25 protein-coding genes are annotated in these 17821 nt (G+C 69.2%); 14 read left to right on the top strand and 11 right to left on the bottom strand.

What is annotated here, in order from left to right; genetic code table 11:
* Positions 1–47 precede the first annotated feature (47 nt).
* The 5 genes from ACFYY7_RS41600 to ACFYY7_RS41580 all read right to left on the bottom strand — a co-directional run bounded on the left by ACFYY7_RS41600 (position 48) and on the right by ACFYY7_RS41580 (position 3587).
* Positions 48–248: a hypothetical protein gene (locus tag ACFYY7_RS41600; RefSeq protein ID WP_388670439.1), complete on the bottom strand. Its 201-nt coding sequence runs from the start codon at positions 246–248 to the stop codon at positions 48–50.
* A gap of 66 nt (positions 249–314) precedes the next feature.
* The gene (locus tag ACFYY7_RS41595) at positions 315–746 is read right to left on the bottom strand and encodes a DoxX family protein (RefSeq protein WP_388670436.1); all 432 of its coding nucleotides are present in this window, start codon (positions 744–746) and stop codon (positions 315–317) included.
* Positions 747–790: 44 nt separating this feature from the next.
* Positions 791–1309, bottom strand: a complete 519-nt coding sequence (locus ACFYY7_RS41590; protein ID WP_388670433.1) for a cupin domain-containing protein — start codon at positions 1307–1309, stop codon at positions 791–793.
* Positions 1306–2682, bottom strand: a complete 1377-nt coding sequence (locus ACFYY7_RS41585; protein WP_388670430.1) for an FAD-dependent oxidoreductase — start codon at positions 2680–2682, stop codon at positions 1306–1308. The genes ACFYY7_RS41590 and ACFYY7_RS41585 overlap by 4 nt, the downstream gene beginning before the upstream one ends.
* Positions 2679–3587 (bottom strand): LLM class flavin-dependent oxidoreductase, encoded by a 909-nt coding sequence (locus ACFYY7_RS41580; protein ID WP_388670427.1) that lies wholly within the window; start codon positions 3585–3587, stop codon positions 2679–2681. Before ACFYY7_RS41580 ends, ACFYY7_RS41585 begins: the two co-directional genes overlap by 4 nt.
* Before the next feature lie 64 nt (positions 3588–3651).
* On the opposite strand from ACFYY7_RS41580, the gene ACFYY7_RS41575 reads away from it, so the two are divergent.
* The 12 genes from ACFYY7_RS41575 (at position 3652) to ACFYY7_RS41520 (ending at position 10728) form a co-directional block, all read left to right on the top strand.
* The gene (locus tag ACFYY7_RS41575; RefSeq protein ID WP_388670424.1) at positions 3652–4002 is read left to right on the top strand and encodes a winged helix-turn-helix transcriptional regulator; all 351 of its coding nucleotides are present in this window, start codon (positions 3652–3654) and stop codon (positions 4000–4002) included.
* A 498-nt stretch (positions 4003–4500) separates the two neighbouring features.
* Entirely contained in the window at positions 4501–4713 is a 213-nt protein-coding gene (locus ACFYY7_RS41570) for a helix-turn-helix domain-containing protein (protein WP_388670421.1), read from the top strand.
* Positions 4714–5069: 356 nt separating this feature from the next.
* Positions 5070–5582 (top strand): methylated-DNA--[protein]-cysteine S-methyltransferase, encoded by a 513-nt coding sequence (locus ACFYY7_RS41565; protein WP_388670418.1) that lies wholly within the window; start codon positions 5070–5072, stop codon positions 5580–5582.
* Between the two features lie 49 nt (positions 5583–5631).
* Positions 5632–6123: an RNA polymerase sigma factor gene (locus ACFYY7_RS41560; RefSeq protein ID WP_388670415.1), complete on the top strand. Its 492-nt coding sequence runs from the start codon at positions 5632–5634 to the stop codon at positions 6121–6123.
* Between the two features lie 5 nt (positions 6124–6128).
* Positions 6129–6737 (top strand): methylated-DNA--[protein]-cysteine S-methyltransferase, encoded by a 609-nt coding sequence (locus tag ACFYY7_RS41555; RefSeq protein ID WP_388670451.1) that lies wholly within the window; start codon positions 6129–6131, stop codon positions 6735–6737.
* Positions 6734–7474 carry a 2OG-Fe(II) oxygenase gene (locus ACFYY7_RS41550; protein ID WP_388670412.1) on the top strand — a complete coding sequence of 247 codons (741 nt, stop codon included), beginning with the start codon at positions 6734–6736 and terminating at the stop codon, positions 7472–7474. Before ACFYY7_RS41555 ends, ACFYY7_RS41550 begins: the two co-directional genes overlap by 4 nt.
* A complete protein-coding gene (locus tag ACFYY7_RS41545) occupies positions 7471–7761 on the top strand; it encodes an Ada metal-binding domain-containing protein (RefSeq protein WP_388670409.1) in 291 nt (96 codons plus the stop codon). The genes ACFYY7_RS41550 and ACFYY7_RS41545 overlap by 4 nt, the downstream gene beginning before the upstream one ends.
* Positions 7749–8273, top strand: a complete 525-nt coding sequence (locus tag ACFYY7_RS41540) for a hypothetical protein (protein ID WP_388670406.1) — start codon at positions 7749–7751, stop codon at positions 8271–8273. Before ACFYY7_RS41545 ends, ACFYY7_RS41540 begins: the two co-directional genes overlap by 13 nt.
* A complete protein-coding gene (locus tag ACFYY7_RS41535; RefSeq protein WP_388670403.1) occupies positions 8270–8941 on the top strand; it encodes an alpha-ketoglutarate-dependent dioxygenase AlkB family protein in 672 nt (223 codons plus the stop codon). Before ACFYY7_RS41540 ends, ACFYY7_RS41535 begins: the two co-directional genes overlap by 4 nt.
* A gap of 4 nt (positions 8942–8945) precedes the next feature.
* Positions 8946–9569 carry a DNA-3-methyladenine glycosylase I gene (locus ACFYY7_RS41530; RefSeq protein WP_388670400.1) on the top strand — a complete coding sequence of 208 codons (624 nt, stop codon included), beginning with the start codon at positions 8946–8948 and terminating at the stop codon, positions 9567–9569.
* The gene (locus ACFYY7_RS41525) at positions 9566–10438 is read left to right on the top strand and encodes a DNA-3-methyladenine glycosylase family protein (RefSeq protein ID WP_388670397.1); all 873 of its coding nucleotides are present in this window, start codon (positions 9566–9568) and stop codon (positions 10436–10438) included. Before ACFYY7_RS41530 ends, ACFYY7_RS41525 begins: the two co-directional genes overlap by 4 nt.
* Positions 10439–10602: 164 nt before the next feature.
* Positions 10603–10728, top strand: a complete 126-nt coding sequence (locus ACFYY7_RS41520; protein WP_388670395.1) for a hypothetical protein — start codon at positions 10603–10605, stop codon at positions 10726–10728.
* A gap of 57 nt (positions 10729–10785) precedes the next feature.
* On the opposite strand, the gene ACFYY7_RS41515 is transcribed toward ACFYY7_RS41520, so the two are convergent.
* The 3 genes from ACFYY7_RS41515 to ACFYY7_RS41505 all read right to left on the bottom strand — a co-directional run bounded on the left by ACFYY7_RS41515 (position 10786) and on the right by ACFYY7_RS41505 (position 13076).
* Entirely contained in the window at positions 10786–11133 is a 348-nt protein-coding gene (locus ACFYY7_RS41515) for a VOC family protein (protein WP_387348645.1), read from the bottom strand.
* A 205-nt stretch (positions 11134–11338) separates the two neighbouring features.
* Positions 11339–12334, bottom strand: coding sequence for a tyrosine-type recombinase/integrase (locus ACFYY7_RS41510; RefSeq protein ID WP_388670392.1), 996 nt, complete (start codon positions 12332–12334; stop codon positions 11339–11341).
* Between the two features lie 115 nt (positions 12335–12449).
* On the bottom strand, positions 12450–13076 hold the full coding sequence (locus ACFYY7_RS41505) for a PadR family transcriptional regulator (protein ID WP_388670390.1): 627 nt from the start codon (positions 13074–13076) through the stop codon (positions 12450–12452).
* A 116-nt stretch (positions 13077–13192) separates the two neighbouring features.
* On the opposite strand from ACFYY7_RS41505, the gene ACFYY7_RS41500 reads away from it, so the two are divergent.
* Entirely contained in the window at positions 13193–14809 is a 1617-nt protein-coding gene (locus tag ACFYY7_RS41500; protein ID WP_388670387.1) for an FAD-dependent monooxygenase, read from the top strand.
* A 5-nt stretch (positions 14810–14814) separates the two neighbouring features.
* Positions 14815–14979, top strand: coding sequence for a hypothetical protein (locus ACFYY7_RS41495; protein WP_388670384.1), 165 nt, complete (start codon positions 14815–14817; stop codon positions 14977–14979).
* A 69-nt stretch (positions 14980–15048) separates the two neighbouring features.
* Here the strand turns inward: ACFYY7_RS41495 and ACFYY7_RS41490 are convergent, their stop codons facing one another.
* The 3 genes from ACFYY7_RS41490 to ACFYY7_RS41480 all read right to left on the bottom strand — a co-directional run.
* Complete coding sequence (locus tag ACFYY7_RS41490; RefSeq protein ID WP_388670382.1) at positions 15049–16986, bottom strand: transposase; 1938 nt, start codon at positions 16984–16986, stop codon at positions 15049–15051.
* On the bottom strand, positions 16947–17339 hold the full coding sequence (locus tag ACFYY7_RS41485; RefSeq protein WP_388670380.1) for a helix-turn-helix domain-containing protein: 393 nt from the start codon (positions 17337–17339) through the stop codon (positions 16947–16949). Before ACFYY7_RS41485 ends, ACFYY7_RS41490 begins: the two co-directional genes overlap by 40 nt.
* Positions 17340–17487: 148 nt before the next feature.
* Positions 17488–17821 (bottom strand): tetratricopeptide repeat protein (locus ACFYY7_RS41480; protein WP_388670377.1); only part of this gene is annotated, 334 nt, incomplete at its 5' end.

The raw sequence follows: 17821 nt of genomic DNA, 5'->3' as shown, positions 1-17821 counted from the left end.
GAGCTGCAGATACTCATCGCGACCTGGACCGGCGCCTGCCCCACTTGTCACCGCGACATGCCAGACCCCGCACCAACATGACCAAGCCCTACTAGGGCGCCGCCGGTCTGCGCCGAGCTGATTTTGACGGTGGTGGTGTCGCCGGTCATCCACTTGGTGACGCCTTCGTCGCGGCGGACGAAAATGCCGTTGCGGCGGGTCCAGCGGGGGTCGTCCTTGTCGGGCACGGCCGGAGTTCCGAACGTCATGGCTGCTTTCCTTTCCTCTGTGGTGCTGGGGATTCGAGCCTGCGGGGGCTGCCGCCGGTGGGCCGGTCAGCGCAGGACGAGGCGCAGTGCGAGGGTCGCCACGGCCGCGAGCAGGAGCACGGCCGATGGCAGGATCCGCCAGTCGCGGATCCGTAGGTGGGAGGCGACAGCGCCGGTGAAGTACGCGATGAGTCCGATGGCGGCGGCCACGCCCAGGGGCTTCCAGGCAAGGCCCATGAGGATTCCCACGGCACCGGCGATCTCCGCCGTCGCCAGCAGGGGCACCCGCTGTGCCGGGAATCCGACGTGCTCGAGCGTCTTCATCTGCTGTGGGTCCCGCACGAGCTTGCCGTACGCGGAGAAGAGCAGGGTCAGGGCGAACAGGGTGGTGATGACAAGGGTGGTGATGAACATCGAAAGCTCCGGTCGGGGTGCGGGCGTCTCCTCGGAGCGGGCCAGCACCGGATGGTGGACGGGCGGCGGCCGGCCTGTGCGCACGAGGTGTCCGTCGTGCGGGCCGGTCCCGTGTACCGCTGTTCGGGTCAGTCCTCGGGAAGGATCGTCACGTTCTGCGCGAGCAGCCCGTCCACCAGGGCGGCGTACCGCTCCGGCTCCCAGGGCGGTGACGTCTCGCCCTCGACGGGCTCGTCCCCGTTCTGGAGGAAGAACTGCTCGTGTCCGCCCGGGGTGTACATGAACAGGAAGGTCGCGTCCTTGTCGCCCACGTTCTTGAACCGGTGACGTGTGTGGCGCGGGACGAAGACGAAGTCTCCGCTGGTGACGGTGAAGGTCCTCGCGCCGAGGAGGAACTCCAGTTCGCCGTCCAGGAGGTAGAACGCCTCGTCCTCGTTGCCGTGGGCGTGGGCGACCGGTCCGCCGCCCGGCGGGACGACGGCCTTGGCGAAGCCCAGGGCACCGTTGGTGTCGTCGGCGGTGGCCTTGATCGTGTAGGTGTCGCCGGCGAGCCAGCGTGCGGTGCCCTCGCCGCGGCGGACGTGGACGCCTCCCTCACGTGTCCAGCGAGGGTCGCTCTTGTCGGGAACGGGGAAGGGGAAGCTCACTTTTCTCTCCTCGGGTCGAACGGGGCCTTGGTGCCAGGTCGGTGTGCTGTTCCGGTCCGGCGTCCGTTCAGGGGCCGGGGGCGCAGGAGGCCGTCGGGGTCGTAGCGCTTCCAGAGGTCGGTGACGCGGGTGCCGGTCGGTCCGGGGTAGGCGCGGGCGAAGGTGGTCTCGTCGGGTGTGCTCTCGAAGTTCACGTAGGCGCCGTCGGTGTGCGGGGCGATGGGGGCCCAGGCTGCGGCGAGTGCCCCGCGGCTGTCCGGGGGGAATGCCGAGCCGATCACGAGGGTGTTCTGGTGGCGGTGGGCGAAGGCCGTCGCCGAGGGGTCCGGGTCGTGGGTCGCGCCGCCGAGCGACCGCAGCTGGACCAGGATCGGACGGGGGCCGGTCGAGGCCGTGACCAGGGCGCGGGCCGCGTCGGAGGTCATCTCGGTGAGCAGTCCGTTGGTCGTCGCGGACGCCATCTGCCCGGTGTTGGCATGCAGGTGCTGGGTGGGGACCAGCGCCGTGTAGGGGGCGACGTGGGCTTCCTGGGCCGTGACGTCGCCGATGCGGAGCAGTGGTTCGACGGCGTCACGGATGATGGCAGGGCTGTCCGAGGCGACCACGGCGGTGATGAACGCCGTGGTGCTGGTGCCCCGCGGGGCCAGCGTCACGGCGGTCGACAGCTCGCGTGGAGCCTCCCGGACGACCTCGGCCCAGTGCCGCAGCGTGTCTCCGGCCGGGTCCACCGCCGCGGCCAGCTGTACGTAGCCGATGTCGCTCAGCTCCATGGCCTCGATCTCGAAGGCGACCGCGATCCCGGCTCCCGCGCCGGCCCCGCGCATCACCCACAGCAGCTCGGGCTCGTTCTCGGCGTCGGCGCGGACGAACGTGCCGTCGGGCAGGACGACCTCTACGGCGCGGATGTTGTCGATGGTGAGCCCGTACTGCCGTACCAGCCAGCCGACGCCGCCCCCGGTGGCGATGCCGCCGACTCCTACGTTGCCGTGGTCGCCCGAGCTGATGGCGAGGCCGTGCGGGGCGAGCGCCTGAGCGACCTGGGCCCAGCGGGCGCCTGCCTCGACGCGGACCAGGCGGGAGGCGCGGTCGACGACCTCGACCCGGTGCATCGCGCCCAGGTCGATGACGAGCCCTTGGTCGTTGGTGCCGCTGCCGGACAGGCCGTGCCCGCCGCTGCGGACCGCGACCCGCAGCCCCGTCTCCCGCGCGAGCCGCAGCGCCGCGGCGACGTCGCCCGGGGACTCCGGCCTGACGACGGCGGCCGGGCTGCCCACGGTGGTGTAGGTGGACCTGAGAGCCTGGTAGCGCCGGTCGTCGGGGGTGACCACCTTCCCGGCCAGTGCGGCCGGAAGGGTGCCCAGGGAGCTCGTCATCGCCCGCTCCTCTCGGCGTCGACGCGCTCGCGCACGGCGGGCACGACCTCGTCGGCGAAGAGCGCGAGCTGCCGCTCGGGATCGGCGGTGGGCCAGAAGACGAAGGTGTCGAAGCCGAGTTCCACGGCCCACTCGGTGAGGGTGTCCACCCACTGACGCACATCGCCCACGAGGCCGCGTCCGGTCCGGTGCGCGCCGAGCGAGCCGATCGCCCCGGTCACGTTGTAGACGCGCCGCAGCGTCCTCGGGTCGCGCCCGGCTTCCACGGCCGCTTCGTCGATGATCCGCTGCCGGGACGGCACCTCCTGCGGCGGGACGTAGATGTTCAGCGGGGAGATCCAGCCGTCGGCGACCCGGCCGGCCAGCGTGAGCATCTTCGGCTTCTGGGCCCCGAGCCAGATACCGACGGGCTTCGGGGGCACCGGCCCGGCCTGGTAGCCGCCGATCGAGTGATAGGGGCTGTCGAGCCGTACGGCCCCGCCGGCCAGGGCCGTGCGCAGCAGCCCGAGGGACTCCTCGGCGTACGCCACCATGTCCTGGCCACGCCGCGCCGGACCGCCCATCGATGCGATGGCGTCAGGGATGCCTCCGCCGCCGACACCCAGCTGGACCCGCCCGTCGGTGAGCACGCTCAGCGACGCGGCGGCCTTGGCGAACATCACCGGCGGCCGCAGCTGGAGATCGGCGACATCGGTGAGGAAGGAGATCCGGTCCGTGAGGGCGGACAGGTGGGAGATCAGGGTCCACGCCTCAAGGTGACCGGGCTGGTAGGGGTGGTCCTGGACGGCGATGTAGTCGAGGCCCGAGCCCTCCGCCCTGCGGGCCAGGAGCCGGGTCAAAGGCCATGCCCCGGCGGAGGGTTCGAGGCTCACCCCGAAGGAGAGCGGGTGTTCGTAGTCGGTCATGGGTCTACGGTCCTCCGGATCGCTTCGAAGACGAAACGATGGGTAAGGTGCTAATCTTTTGTAAGTGGATGCGATTCATGACGACACCTGCCCGAGCTTCGAGGGCACCCTCGAACTGATCGGACGCCGCTGGACCGGCTCGGTCTTCCAGGCCGCCGCCCAGGGCGCCCGCCGTTTCGGGGAGTACCGGGCGATGATCACCGGCGTCTCCGACCGACTGCTCTCCCAGCGCCTGAAAGAACTTGAGGCGGCCGGCCTCATCGAACGCACCGTCATCCCCACCACGCCGGTGCAGATCCGCTACCAACTGGCCCCGGACGGCCAGGACCTGGTGGACGCCTTGCGACCGCTCGCCCAGTGGAACATGCGCCGAGGCGGGCGTACCCGGGGCGCAGGGCGGAACCCGGCGGTGTGACGATCTCGGGGACCGATCCCGCGCCCAAGCGGAGACGCCAAGCCCGCCTACTCCTCGTCGTCCTCGTCGAGCCCGGCGTGTCCGGGTCGCGCAGCGGTCGCAGGGCGTCGGCGGCCGGGGTGGAGGCTCCGTGCTTGCGAATCTGCTGCCCCGTCTGTTCACAGGTGGCGTCAGTGCACTGGCGCCCGAGGGCGAGCACCTTCCCGGCTCGGGAACTCACCCCTGACGAATAGCTGTCATTACCAACAGACTTCAGGTTCTTCCCGCCGTCGACGCCCTGTCAGCCCCCCGCCAGGGCCGACGTCGGCCTAGCGCACGATCTGACATGGATGTTCCTCAACCCCCGCACCGCGCTGGTACCGGGCATCCGCAGACCCGCGGCTGGGCGCCGCGCTGCAGGTCATGCGCAAGGACGCGGCGCACCCGTGATGGTTCCCGAGCTCGCCGCGATCAGCGGCCTGTCCCGAGCCGCCTTCGCCCGGGTGTTCCGGGACGCGCTTGGCCAGGCCCCCCATGCAGTACCTGACCGAATGGCGCATGCCCCTCGCCCGCGACCACCTGCGTGCCGACGATCTCAGCCTGGCCCAGATCGCCGACGCCGTCGGCTACGGCTCGCCCTTCGCGTTCGCCGCGGCCTTCCGCCGGCACCACGGAGAACCACCCGGAACCTGGCTGCAGAGGGAGCAGCGGCCGCAAACACGCGACTGCTGACCACGCACCCTGGCTCGTGAACGGTGTTCGGCCCAGCTCGCCGGGCGGCAGGACCGCGCCGCCCGACCGCAGCAGCATGGAAACGCGGACTTCCGACCGCGAGTGTTTCACAGGTGGTCGCTCTGCGTATTCAGCCGTGGGACTCGGTCGCCGAGCCGATTCGGCACCCGGCGCCGCCAGGCAGGACTGTGGTCTCCAGCTCGACCGGTCGGGCATATCGGTTGCTCCGCCCCGCGCGCTCACGTCCTGGAGCGCCTCCGCCACACGCCCTGGCACGGTGATCGGCGACGACTCCAAATGAAATCTCACGTTCTGCGGGCGGCGTCCGTCTACCGGTCAAGAGAGGGGAGACGCAGATGAGCACCCGACACGTCGTGATCGAGACGCATCTTGGACCGATCACGATCGTCGCCAAGGACGAGACGATCACCGGCCTGTACTTCAGGCATCATGTCCGTCGGCCCCCGCAGGAGACGTTCGGACCCGAGATCAGCGACGCGACGGACTCGTCGCTGAACGAAGCGGTCCGCCAGCTGTGCGATTACCTGGCTAGGCGGCGTAGGCAGTTCGATCTTCCGCTCGCGGCCGAGGGCGACTCGTTCCAGCACGCCGTCTGGGACATCGTGAAGAGCATCCAGTGCGGTGACACGACCACCTACGGCCGTATCGCCGAGCAGGTCGGAGGCCGCGGTCTCGCGCAGCAGGTCGGACAGGCCGTGGGTGCGAACCCGCTGTGCATCTTCGTCCCGTGCCATCGCGTCGTCGGCTCCGACGGGGCCCTGACCGGGTACGCCGGCGGGCTGAAGCGCAAGCAGGCGCTGCTGGAGCTTGAGGAGCCGCCCGCGGGCGACGCCGGGCGGTTGTTCTGACCGGGAATCTCACGTTTATCACCGCACGTACGTCTTCAATGGGATGGACATGAAACAACCGTTCGAGAGTGTGGTCGCGCAGCACGGCGCAACCGTGCTGCGCGTCTGCCGGGTCGTCCTCGGCCCGCACGATGCGGACGACGCGTGGTCGGAGACTTTCCTCGCCGCCATGCGCGCCTATCCCGATCTGCCGGAGACGGCGAACGTGGAGGCGTGGCTGGTGACGATCGCGCACCGCAAGGCGATCGACGTGCTGCGTGCCGCGAAGAGGAATCCCCTGCCGGTCGGCGAGGTACCGGAAGCACCGGCAGGACAGGATGTTCCGGACGCCGAGGCCGTCGGCCTGTGGGCTGTGGTGAAGGAACTCCCCAGCAAGCAACGCCAGGCTGTCGCCTACCGGTATGTGGCGGGGCTGGCGTACGCCGAGATCGCGGAGATCCTCGGCGGCACCGTCGAGGCGGCCCGAAGAGCTGCCGCGGACGGGCTCAAGAATCTCAGGAAACACTATCCGGGCGCGATCACGAAAGGAGCATCGTCGTGAGCGACATGCGCAACGATGACGACATGGCCGTCCTGTTGTCGACACCCGTGGACGCCGACACCCTCCGTCGCCTCCACCGCCGTCTGGAACAGGCCGCAGAGCAAGCCGACCTGATCGATGTCGCTTACACGACGATCGACTCGCCCGTCGGCAAGCTGCTGCTCGCCGCCACCCCGAAGGGGCTGGTCCGTGTGGCGTACGCCGGCGAGGACCACGACCGGGTTCTGGAAGCCCTCGGCCAGAAGCTCAGCCCGCGGATCCTGCGCGCCCCGAAGCGGCTGGAGGAGGCGGCTCGCGAGATCGACGAGTACTTCGCCAGGCGCCGCCGGGTCTTCGACCTGACGCTGGACCTGTCCCTGTCGCACGGATTCCGGCGCCTCGTGCAGACGCATCTGCCCGAGATCGAGTACGGCCAGACCCGCAGCTACCGCGACATGGCCGAGCTCGTCGGCAACCCCAAGGCCGTCCGGGCGGTGGGCACCGCCTGTGCGACCAACCCGCTGCCGATCGTCGTCCCGTGCCACCGCGTGCTGCGCACCGACGGAACCCTCGGCGGCTACATCGGCGGACTTGAGGCCAAGACCACGCTGCTGGACCTGGAGGCCGCGGCATGAGCACCACGAAGGCGACCGGGCAGAAGACGGACCGATGGCACGGCCGCGTCGAGTCCGGCGACTGGGAGACGATCACCGCGGAGGTCAACGAGTACGGCGGCGCACTGCTGCCGCAGCTGCTGACCCCGAAGGAGACCGTGGAGATCAGGGAGCTGTACGACCAGGACAACCTGTTCCGCAGCACCGTCGACATGGGCCGGCACCGCTTCGGTGAGGGCCAGTACCGGTATTTCAACGCGCCGTACCCGCAGCCGGTCGAACGGCTCAAGCAGGCGCTGTACCCGAGGCTGCTGCCCATCGCCCGCGACTGGTGGACCAAACTCCGCCGGCCCGCGCCGTGGCCGGACTCGCTCGATGAGTGGCTGCAGATGTGCCACGACGCCGGCCAGACGAAGTCCACGGCGATCCTGCTCCGCTACGCAGAGAAGGACTGGAACGCTCTGCACCGCGACCTGTACGGCGACCTCGTGTTCCCGCTGCAGGTCGTGATCAACCTCAACGAGCCCGGTGTGGATCACACGGGAGGCGAGTTCCTGCTCCTGGAACAGCGCCCGCGCGCCCAGTCCCGGGGCACGTCCACGCTGCTGCCGCACGGCCACGGATACCTGTTCACCACCCGCGACCGACCCGTCGAATCCGCCCGCGGATGGTCCGCCGCGCCGGTTCGCCACGGCGTGTCCGCCATCCGGTCCGGCGAACGTCACACCCTTGCCCTCGTCTTCCACGACGCCGCATGAGCGACGCAATGAAGACGTACACCCTTCTCGGGGCCGACGGCCGTTCCTACCGGTCGCCGGTCAAAGGAGAGTGGTGCGGCCACCGTGGCTCGAAGATCTACGGACGACTCGACTGCCCTGCCGCACTGCGCGCCATCGCTCGCGGCGGCTACGTGAGGCACCGGGTCTTCTTCGCCGACGAGGCCACGGCGATCGCCGCCGGGTTCCGCCCCTGCGGCACCTGCTGCAAGGACCGCTTTCAGCGGTGGATGACCGCCCGAGAGAACGGCCGACAATGGACCCCCTGACCAGCCCCCTGCTGAAGAGGCCGGCGAGCTACGACGCAGACCTGACGGCCACGGACGCCGAGGTCGCGGCCATCGTCCAACTGGCTCGCGACCGCCGGGCCCACACCGTCGTGATCGGCTCCGGCCGCACCCCGCACGCACGTGAGACCTCATGCCTGATCGAATCGGCCTGGGACCGTGCGGGAGGCGCAACCCTCGCCACTATCACCTGGCCCGAGACCGGGGCCTCCTGGCTGCGCCACGCGTCACGGTTCGCCGCCGCCAACCCCGACCTCTGGGTGATGGCCGGCCCGGCGACCGGCTGGGCGCAGATGACCCGGCGGCTGCTGTGGTCGACCCCGTGGAGCCCCGCACGCACCCTCGCGACCGCCGCGATCGGCGATCCGCGCACGCTCGCGCTCGTCGGCCTGATCAATCTGAACGGCCTGGCCGGCGCGACCGCCCACGGCAATTCCTGGCTCGTCGAGGACGACTCCCTCCACCACCTCACCCACACGGAGGACAGGCCATGACAGCGCTGTTCACTCCACAGCTCCCCGAGCGCGACGCGGGAGAGATCACCCCGGGCGCCACCCACGTCCCGAACTGGCTGCCCCTGGAACAGCAGGAGTGGATCGCGGACCGATTCCACGAGTGGGTGCGAGGCCCCGTCCCCCTGCGCGCCGCAACGGTCCGCGGACACCAGATGTCCGTGCGCACCGTATGCCTGGGCTGGCACTGGCAGCCGTACCAGTACACGAGAGAGGCCACCGACGTGAACGGCGCCCGTGTCCTCCCGTTCCCCGACTGGATGATCCGACTGGGACGCCACGCCCTTCAGGCCACCGGGCACGACACGGCCACGATCGGCTCGTACACGCCCGACACGGCGCTGGTGAACTACTACGACGCGAACGCCCGCCTGGGAATGCACCAGGACAAGGACGAGGAATCGTGCGCCCCGGTCGTGTCGCTGTCCATCGGCGACACCTGCACGTTCCGCTTCGGCAACACCGAAAGCCGCGGAAAACCCTGCACGGACCTGCTGCTGGCCTCCGGCGACCTCTTCGTCTTCGGCGGACCCGCCCGCCTCGCCTACCACGGTGTCACCAAGGTGCACCAGGACACCGCCCCCGAAGGGTGCGGCATCAGCCGCGGCCGGATCAACATCACGATGCGCATGACAGGGCTCGACGGGTGATCGCATGACACAGGAAGCCAGCAGCACCACCGCCGACCCCGGCGTCGTCGTCGGAGAGGACGGACTCGCCCGGCCCACATGGGCAGCCGTCGACCCCCTGCTGCGCGACTACTACGACTCCGAATGGGGCATGCCGGTCACCGACGAACGCGGCGTCTACGAGCGCGTCAGTCTCGAAGGATTTCAAGCGGGTCTGTCCTGGGCGACGATCCTGCGCAAACGACCCGCGTTCCGCGAGGCGTTCAACAACTTCGATCCGGACGTGATCGCCGCGTACACCGAGACCGACGTCGAACGGCTGATGGCCGACGCCGGCATCGTGCGCAACCGGCAGAAGATCCAGGCGACCATCGCCAACGCCCGCGCCACCATCAGACTGCGCCAGGACATGGGCCTGGCCCGCCTGGTGTGGTCCTTCCAACCCGAGACCACCCCCCGCCCCCAGACCTTCGCGGAGATCCCCACGAAGTCCGCCGAGTCCATCGCGCTGTCGAAGGAACTGCGACGGCGCGGCTTCGCCTTCGTCGGCCCGACCACCATGTATGCGCTCATGGAGGCGATCGGCATCGTCGACACCCACTTGCTGGACTCGCACCGGCGCGGCAGCTCCGGAATCTGGACATCGTGACCCTGCTCCGCCTCTTCCCCCAGGGCCCCACCGACTCCGAGACCGCGCTGCGGATGCTGGCTGCCCACGCGATCCCAGGAGCCGAAGAAGCAGACATCCCACGCCGCACCCAAACCCGGCTTCTGCCCCACGCAGGAGCGCCTGTGCGGGTGACGGTGACCTTCGCCGCGGACCAGGTCGCCGTCGACCTGCCTGACGAGATCCCCGACCCCGACGGCCTGGCGGCGCCGATCCGCCGCTGGCTGGACCTCGACTCCGACACCGCACGGATCGCCGACGCCCTCGCCGCAGACCCGCTGATCCGGCCGCTGGCCGAGCACCGGCCCGGCATCCGGCTCATCGGCTACCCCGACGAGTTCGAAGCGGTGACCGCGACGGTCGTCGGCCAGCAGGTCTCGCTCGTTGCGGCCCGCACCTTCATGGGCAGGCTCGTCGCCGCCTACGGTACGCCGGTAGCCGGGCTGAAGGCTCTCCCCGCACCACGGGATCTCGCGGCGATCCCCGACTCGGAACTCCAGGTGGCCATCGGCCTCACCGGTGCACGAACCCGCACCCTCCGGGCCGTCGCCGAGAAGTGGGCGGACGGATTCACCCTCGCGCACCTCACCGCCGACGAGGCACGCCGAGCCCTGCTCGCGCTCCCCGGCATCGGTCCCTGGACCGCGGACTACCTCACCGTGCGCGCGATGCAGCACCCCGACACCTTCGCCCCCGGCGACCTGGTCGCCCGCAGAGCACTCGGATCCGTCACCGCCGACCAGGCCCGGACCACCGCCGAGAGGTGGGCACCATGGCGCTCCTACGCGCTCATGCACCTGTGGGCGGACGCCGCTTACGCAGCGCCCGGGAGGGGAGGAACGCGCGCCTGAAGCCAGATCCGGATCTCACACTTCTGTGCGAACCGACGTCTTCCTCGTGCCGGGAGGCAATCGCCCGGCGCCGCTGACCTCAGTCAGCACAGCGTGCCCGTGGCCGTCACGCGCCCGACGGCCACGGGCACCGCTGCTACAAGAGGCGTGCAGGAGGAAAACGAATGGCCGACCGACAGGGCAAGAATTACGACCTGACCGCTTTCGACGCCGACAACTACGGAACAAATACGCAGCACGCGACCGCTGCCACGTACTCCGTGCAGGCCGCCACGGCGGCGAGCACGTGATCACCCGCTACTTTGCGGCTGGTGTCTGAGCTAGGACACCGAGGCCTATCTGAGGGGTCAGGCCACGGGGTTCTCCAGCAGGGTGACCCGGTTGCCGTCCGGGTCTTCCAGGGCAGCGAACCGGGTGCGCGTACCGCCAGCCTGCACCGGCCCCGCAGCCAAACCGCGTTCCTTGAGCTGCGCAAGAGCCTCGTCCAGATCAGGAACCTCCAGATTGAGGAGCGCCGAACCAGAACGCTCGGCGTCCTCGAAGACCGAGAGCCAGCCCCCTGTAGTGAGATGCCAGTCCGCCAGTGACGGCATCGGCCGGGTGTCCGCCGGACGTCCCAGCAACTGTTCGTACCAGACCACCGCAGTCTCAACGTTCCCCACGGGCGCAACCATCAATACGCGGGCAATGTCCATGAACGCCACCTTTTTTCGAACCACAGTTTCGTGTCTCTTCTCCAGACTGCTTGAGTCAACGGAACTCATCGCACGTTGCCAAGCACGTACTGCTGAGAGCCGCTGAGAGTCCATCAGGGCACCCATGGGGCCCCAGAGTGGGGTGTGACCGAGATACGCGCCAAAGGGGCAACGGGATGATCTTGAAGCCCTGATCCGCTCGGAGCTACGTGCGGCGACGCGCAGCGGGGTCGCGTTCGGCGACGTGCCGAGCGACCGAGTCGACGCCGGGCCGTGCGTATCGCTCCAGGGAGCGGACGGAGGCGTGGCGGGAGCGGGCCAGCGGCATCGGGGTGGAGGTGCCGTCTTCCGCGTCGTGCGTGAGGGCACTGTGACGTAGCCGGTGAAGCGTCCAGCCGTCCAGATCCTCGATGTTGTCGGGTGAGGCGAGGGGGTTGGCCAGCAGCCGCGTGTTCTCCTCGAAGATCTCCTCAGCGCGGCGGTAGGAGAGCCGGGCCCGGCCGGTCTCCGGGCACACGTCGAGCGTCGGTGTTCCGGCCGGCGCCTTGCGGTCGGTGAGGAACAGCGGGCCGCGGGTGCGGCGGGCGATGAGGCGGGGCAGGAGCTGGGCAGTGCCGGACTGCCAGTGAATCCATTCGATCGCCCCGCCCTTGGCGGTGATCTTCCCCCGCTTGTCCTGCGGGTACAGGTCTTCCACGTTCAGGCACCGCACCTCGTCGGCCCGTGCGGCGGACTCGTAGAGCATCTTCCACTGCGTCTTCTCCCGCAGTGCGACGTCGAGGCGCCACAGGGCAGCGATCTGATTCTCCGCGAGAGCCTTGGTGCGGTCCGGCGGCGCCGGCCGCCGCTCGATGCCGATCGTCGGATCGCACTCGATCCAACCCTGGCGCTGCCACCAGCCGATCGCCTTGCGCGCGATGGACAACTCCCGGTTGACGGTGTCGGCGCCCATCTCGTCCGCCCGCGCCGCCGCCAGCTCGGCCAGCACCTCGGGCAGCGCCGGGTCATCGATCGCGGCGACGGGGAAGACGGGTGGCTTCGCGCCGCGGCGGGCGGGTCCGGTCGGCGCCGGTTCACCGGTGAGCATCCACCCCCACGTCGTCAGCGAGATCCGGTAGATACGCGCGGAGGACTTCGCGATGCCCGCGCCGGCGAGGTAGCGCTCGACCGCTGCGGTGTACGACGCGGGAGGGGCGGACATGGGCACGACGCGGGCGCGCGGCAACCGCAACGCGCCCCCTCACCCCGGCGGCCGGAATGCCCCGCCGCAGGTCGCGATGATCACGGTATGGGCTCCGCCGCAGTAGATCCGGCATTTACTGCGGATGCTGCACTGCGCCGCCGGGGTCTTTGCGGCGGGGGCCCAGCGAATCGGCTCGCGACTCGGAAGGTTGGCGCTGGTGCGGGTCGGCACCCTCGGCTCGATCGAGTTGCTCCAGGGCCCAACGGCCCCACTGCTGTTGCGCCTGATATTGGTGGACGCCGTACTCGATGGCCAGTCGGCCGAACCGCAAACGCCCGCGAGGATGGGACTCGGTATCGGCAGCGTCGGCGAGAGCGCGTAGTTCGGCCGCCACATGGTCGGCTTCTTCGAGGTGGCGGAGCACCAATTCACGCGCCTGCGGGATGTCCAGTACGGACAGCAGGGACATGCGCAGTACGTGTTCGTCGCGGACGGCCCGGGGCCTGGGTGGCGACAGCAGCCAGTCGCGAAGCTCCGCGCGGCCTGCGTCGGTGATCGCGTAGGTGCGGCGTCCGCGCGCGCCTTCCTCGGTGACGGCGATCAAGTCGCTGTCGGCGAGGCGCTTCAGCTCTGGATAGATGTGGCTCTGCCGGGCGGTCCATGCGTATTTCTGCAGCGAGCGTTCGAAGCGCGCGGTCAGGTCGTAGCCGCTGGCAGGCCCATCTTCCAGCAGGCCGAGAAGGGCGTGGCGCAGGGACATCGTGTCCATCCTCCGAAGACAGGTACCAATTGACAGGTCCGATTGTAGGTATCAGAGTAAGTGAGGGCCAGAGGTCGACTGGACATGGCCTGCGCTGCCGGGAGAGGGACGGGGCAATGAGCGACGTTGATGTACTGATTACGGGGGCCGGGCCGACCGGATTGACTCTGGCCTGTGACCTGGCCCGCAGGGGAATCGGATGCCGAGTGATCGAACAGGCCCCCGGTCCCACGGAGGGTTCGCGGGGATTCACCCTCAAGCCGCGCAGCCTGGAGATCTTTGACGACCTCGGGATCGCCGACCGCATTGTCGCGGCTGCTGACGTCCAATCAAGAACCCGCTTTCACCTCGGTACTCCGTTGCTGTTTGACATGCGGGTGCCGCCCGCACCGCCCACTGCCTCGCGCCCCTACCCGAACTCTGTGGCGCTGCCCCAGTGGCGAACCGAGTCGATCCTGCGCGATCGGCTGGCCGAGCTGGGCGGGAAGGTGGAGTTCGGCCGCCGTTTGACCGGCTTCACGGCCGATGGCGACGGCGTGACCGCCACCGTCGAAAACACGGATGGGGCCGGGACGGAGACCGTCCGGGCCGGTTACCTGGTCGGGGCCGACGGCGGACGCAGTCAGGTACGCCGCACACTTGCTCTGTCGTTCTCCGGGTCCACCGATGAGGACACCAGAGCACTCATCGCCGACGTGCGCATCGACGGGCTGCCCGACCGCGACGCAGTACATCTGTGGATGGCGACCAGCGGCCACATCCTTGTCGCCCGCCCCACCCCGCACGCCGAAACCTGGCAAGTTGTGGCCTCGCTCCAGCAGGACCCCAGTGGCCAGTGGCCGCAGCCGTCGCTCGATACGCTCCAGCGCGCGGTTATCGAGCGGACCGGGCGCCGCGACATCCTCCTGGCGGACCCGGCCTGGTTGTCGGTGTGGCGCTACAACCTGCGCATGGTCGACACCTACCGGGCCGGACGCGTGCTGCTGGCCGGTGATGCCGCCCACGTGCACAGCCCGTTCGGTGCGCACGGCATGAACACCGGCATTCAGGATGCCTACAACCTCGTGTGGAAACTCGCTCTGGTCCTTCAAGGCGTCTGCGCTGAAAGCTTGCTGGACACCTATGAGGAGGAACGGTTGCCGGTTGCCCGCGCGGTGCTGGCCGACAGCGACCGGCGATTCGCAGCGGCCACCCCACCCCGGGCCGTCCGTCCGGTGGTGCGGTTCGCCATCAAGTCGTTCCTCGCCCGGCAGCAACACCGCGACCGCAACGACCACCCCACCTACCGAACCGGTCCGCTCACCACCCACCTCGCCGGTCGGCGCAGCTCTCTGCGCGCTGGTGATGTCGCCCCCGACGGCCCTGTGCAGACCGTCGACGCTGCGGCACGGCTATTCGACATCCTCCGCGGCCCCCAGTTCACCCTCCTCGCCTTCGGCGCCAGGCCCGCCCCAGAGATCTACCGGGCAATCAGCGGACTCGAAGGCCACCTGCACACCTACACCGTTGTCCCGGCGCCGGACTACGGCACGGCTGCCGGTCCGACGGTGCTGATCGACCGGACGCGCCGTCTCTTCCGTGTCTACGGTGCACGCGAAGGCACGCTTGTGGTCATCCGTCCCGACGGCTATATCGGGCTGATCGCCCATCGCCCGACCGCCTCCACACTTCGCGCCTACCTTCATCGGATGGGCATCCAGCTCCCGCAGGCGGAAGGTGATGCCGCTCCTTAAAAACGGTGCACGACCAGGGCCTCACCGGCGTCGCCGCCAAGACCGTCCTCGGCGGCGCCCACCTTGCCGGCCTCGCCCTGGCCTTCCGCCTCATGGTCGCCGCCTGGCGCTACTCGCCCCCACCCCCGCCTGACACCGCAGCACGAGACAAGCAGCGTCCCAATCCATAAGAGGTGGCTTCGGGCGCCGCTTCGACTGCTCGGGCACTACCCACACGAGGAAGATTTTGGGCCGGACGGTCAAGCGGCCTGGCCGAGGCCGGCGGCGGTCAGATCCTGCTCGCGCAGCGGGGTGAAGTCGACGTCGAGCTTCGGGTCGTACGCGTCGGGCCGGATGCCGAGTTCGTGCGTGGAGTACTCGCCGAACCGGTTGATGTGCTCGGTCAGGTACGGCGAGATGTGCGCCAGGTCCTCCGGGTCGATCTCCCATCCCTCCTCCAGCAGCTGCCTCACGATCTCCGCGATGTCCAGGGCGTTGTGGAAGATCACCGCGTTCGTCAGCAGCGCGTTGAACTTCATCGCCTTCTCCTGCTCGATGGGGTCGTTGTCGGCGATGACGCCGCGGTTGCCGAAGCCGATCCACTGGGAGAACCGGTTGAACGACTCCACCTTGTTCGTCGCCGCCGTCACCCGCCGGCGCAGCGGCGCATTCGAGAGGTAGCGCAGCAGCTGCACGGTGCGGATCACGCGGCCGACCTCGCGGAAGGCGGCGTAGGTGGCGTTCTTCCGTGACCCCGAGCGCAGGCGCTTGAGGAGCGTGGAGGAGGAGATGGCGCCCTCGCGCACGGAGACGGCCTCGCGCATCAGGTGGCGGAACTGGGACTCGATCAGGTCGAAGTCGATGACGTTCTTGCCCGGCTCGCCGAACAGGGCGTCGATGTGCACGTACTCGCTGTGCTTGGAGGGCCGGTAGAAGGTCAGTTCCTTCCAGTTCCTGATCCTGGGCATCAGGTCGAAGCCCAGCAGGTGGGCGAGCGCAAAGACAGGGAAGCTCTGGCCTTGGGTATCCGCGTGCACGGTGGTCGGCTGCACCTCGCTGGTGTTCTTCAGCAGGCCCTCGATGATGTAGACGGCCTCCCAGACGCCGCACGGGATGAAGTGCGTGAACAGCGCGATGTAGGTGTCCGAGACGTGGTGGTAGGCGATCCCGCCGGGCTTGCCGTACCGGACGCTCGTCTCGGAGAGCAGGTTGTCGAGGTACGTGTCCATGTGGGTGCCGTCCGCCGCGACGGCGGTCCCGTCGCCCCACGCCTGTGAGATGTCGAGGCGGGCGTGCGCGTTCACCAGGTCGGCGACCGCCTCGTTCAGCAGCACGATCGAGAAGTGCTTGTTGGCGACGTACGACAGCTCGTGCCCGCTCACGCCGGGGATGTGCCGGGCGGCTTTGTAGGGGCCCATGTTGGAGCCCTTGACGAACGTGACGATCACGTAGCGGCCCAAGGGGTCGGTGGGCTCGTTGCCCGACGGGGGGCCGAAACGGCGCCACCACTCCACCCAGTACGCGGTACTGGCCACGATCCCCATCAGGGAACGCTCCGGCATCCTCGCTTTGGTCTCCTGCTCCAGCCGCTTCGCCGAGGGCCGCTGACCGTCCGCCCGGAACGCCTTCAGCGAGGGAATGCCCGTCTCCGGATCGATGACCAGGCCGTCGTTCTCCGGGTACCCGGCGTCCGCCGCGGCGGCGGCGCCTCGCAGCTTGTCCTCCAGCTGTCGGCGGAAGAACGTTGCGTCGAACTCGGCGCTCTCGCCCGGCTCGGCGAGTCCGACCTCCACCAAGTAGGACCCCAGCGTCTCCTGGACGACCTCCCAGGCCAGAAGCTGCTCGGACCAGTCGGCGTACTCCTCCGAGCCGACCACCGCGACGTCGCCGGTGCGCAGTTCCTCGGCGAGCGCGGTGAAGACCATCGCCTCGAAGTGCTTGCGCACGAACTGCCCGGTCCGGGTCTTGTCGACCGCCGCCGTGCGCCAGTTCTGGGTGGCGAAGGAGAGGCCGACCTCCTTACCCTCCTCGTTGAAGGCGGTGATGTACTCGCCGTGGGCCGCCTGGTGCCGCTGGGCGTGTGCAAGGGCGTCCAGCACCCGGCTGTCCTCGCTGGTCGCGGTGAACTTCAGCTTGTCGTTGTCGGCAAGGTCGAACATCACCGCCCGGTCCCGGCCGATCTGCCCGTGCAGCAACACTTCCAGAAGTTGCCGTGATGGGCGGAGACCTTCTCGATCTGCTCGTACTGCTGGTCGAACCCGCCGAGCTCCTCCACCGCCTTGGTGACGGCGCCGAGCCCGCCGGCCTGCACCACCAGGGCTTTGGCCATCGCGAGGACCCGTATCTCGGCGATACCCCAGGGGGATCTGCCCAGCCGCTCGGCCAGCTGCCGGGCAGATCCCCCGGCGGCGATGCCGCGGGATATCTCCTCGCGCTCGCCGCAGGTCAGATGCCGCTCCGACCGCTGCTGCGGGGCCAGGCGGACGCCGCCGCTCTGGTGCAGAAGCCGGCGGAGGTGGCGTATCGGTGCCCCGAGTGCCCGTCCGATCAAGCTGAGCGACCCTCTCGCCAGCGTCTCCAGATTTCTTCCTGCTGAGCCGGTGACAATTCGCGGTCACGCGCCTGTGCCTCCACGATCACATGATCATCCGTGGGTGGTGCGTTGATCACTTGAGGGTGCCGTCGATAGTTCAACAGCCTCATGAATTGAATGGCCAGATTTTTCGGGAGACGTGAGGCACCTCGCTCTTCGCTTCACGTCTCCAGTGAGCGAGGTTTTGGCGGGTGGTCAGGGTGTCGGGGTGGTCGGTGCCCAGCACCCGTACCCGGTCGGCCAGCAGTTCCTCGAACCTGGTGGCGGCACCGGCCGCGTCGCCTGCCTGGCCCCGCCAGTAGGCGAGGTTGTGGCGGGTGGTCAGGGTGTCGGGGTGGTCGGGGCCCAGCACCCGTACCCGGTCGGCCAGCAGTTCCTCGAACCTGGTGGCGGCACCGGCCGCGTCGCCTGCCTGGCCCCGCCAGTAGGCGAGGTTGTGG

This window comes from Streptomyces sp. NPDC001933 (assembly GCF_042890955.1).
Classification (GTDB): domain Bacteria; phylum Actinomycetota; class Actinomycetes; order Streptomycetales; family Streptomycetaceae; genus Streptomyces.
Note: the sequence above shows the minus strand (reverse complement) of the source record. Positions and strands in the feature narration are given on the sequence as shown.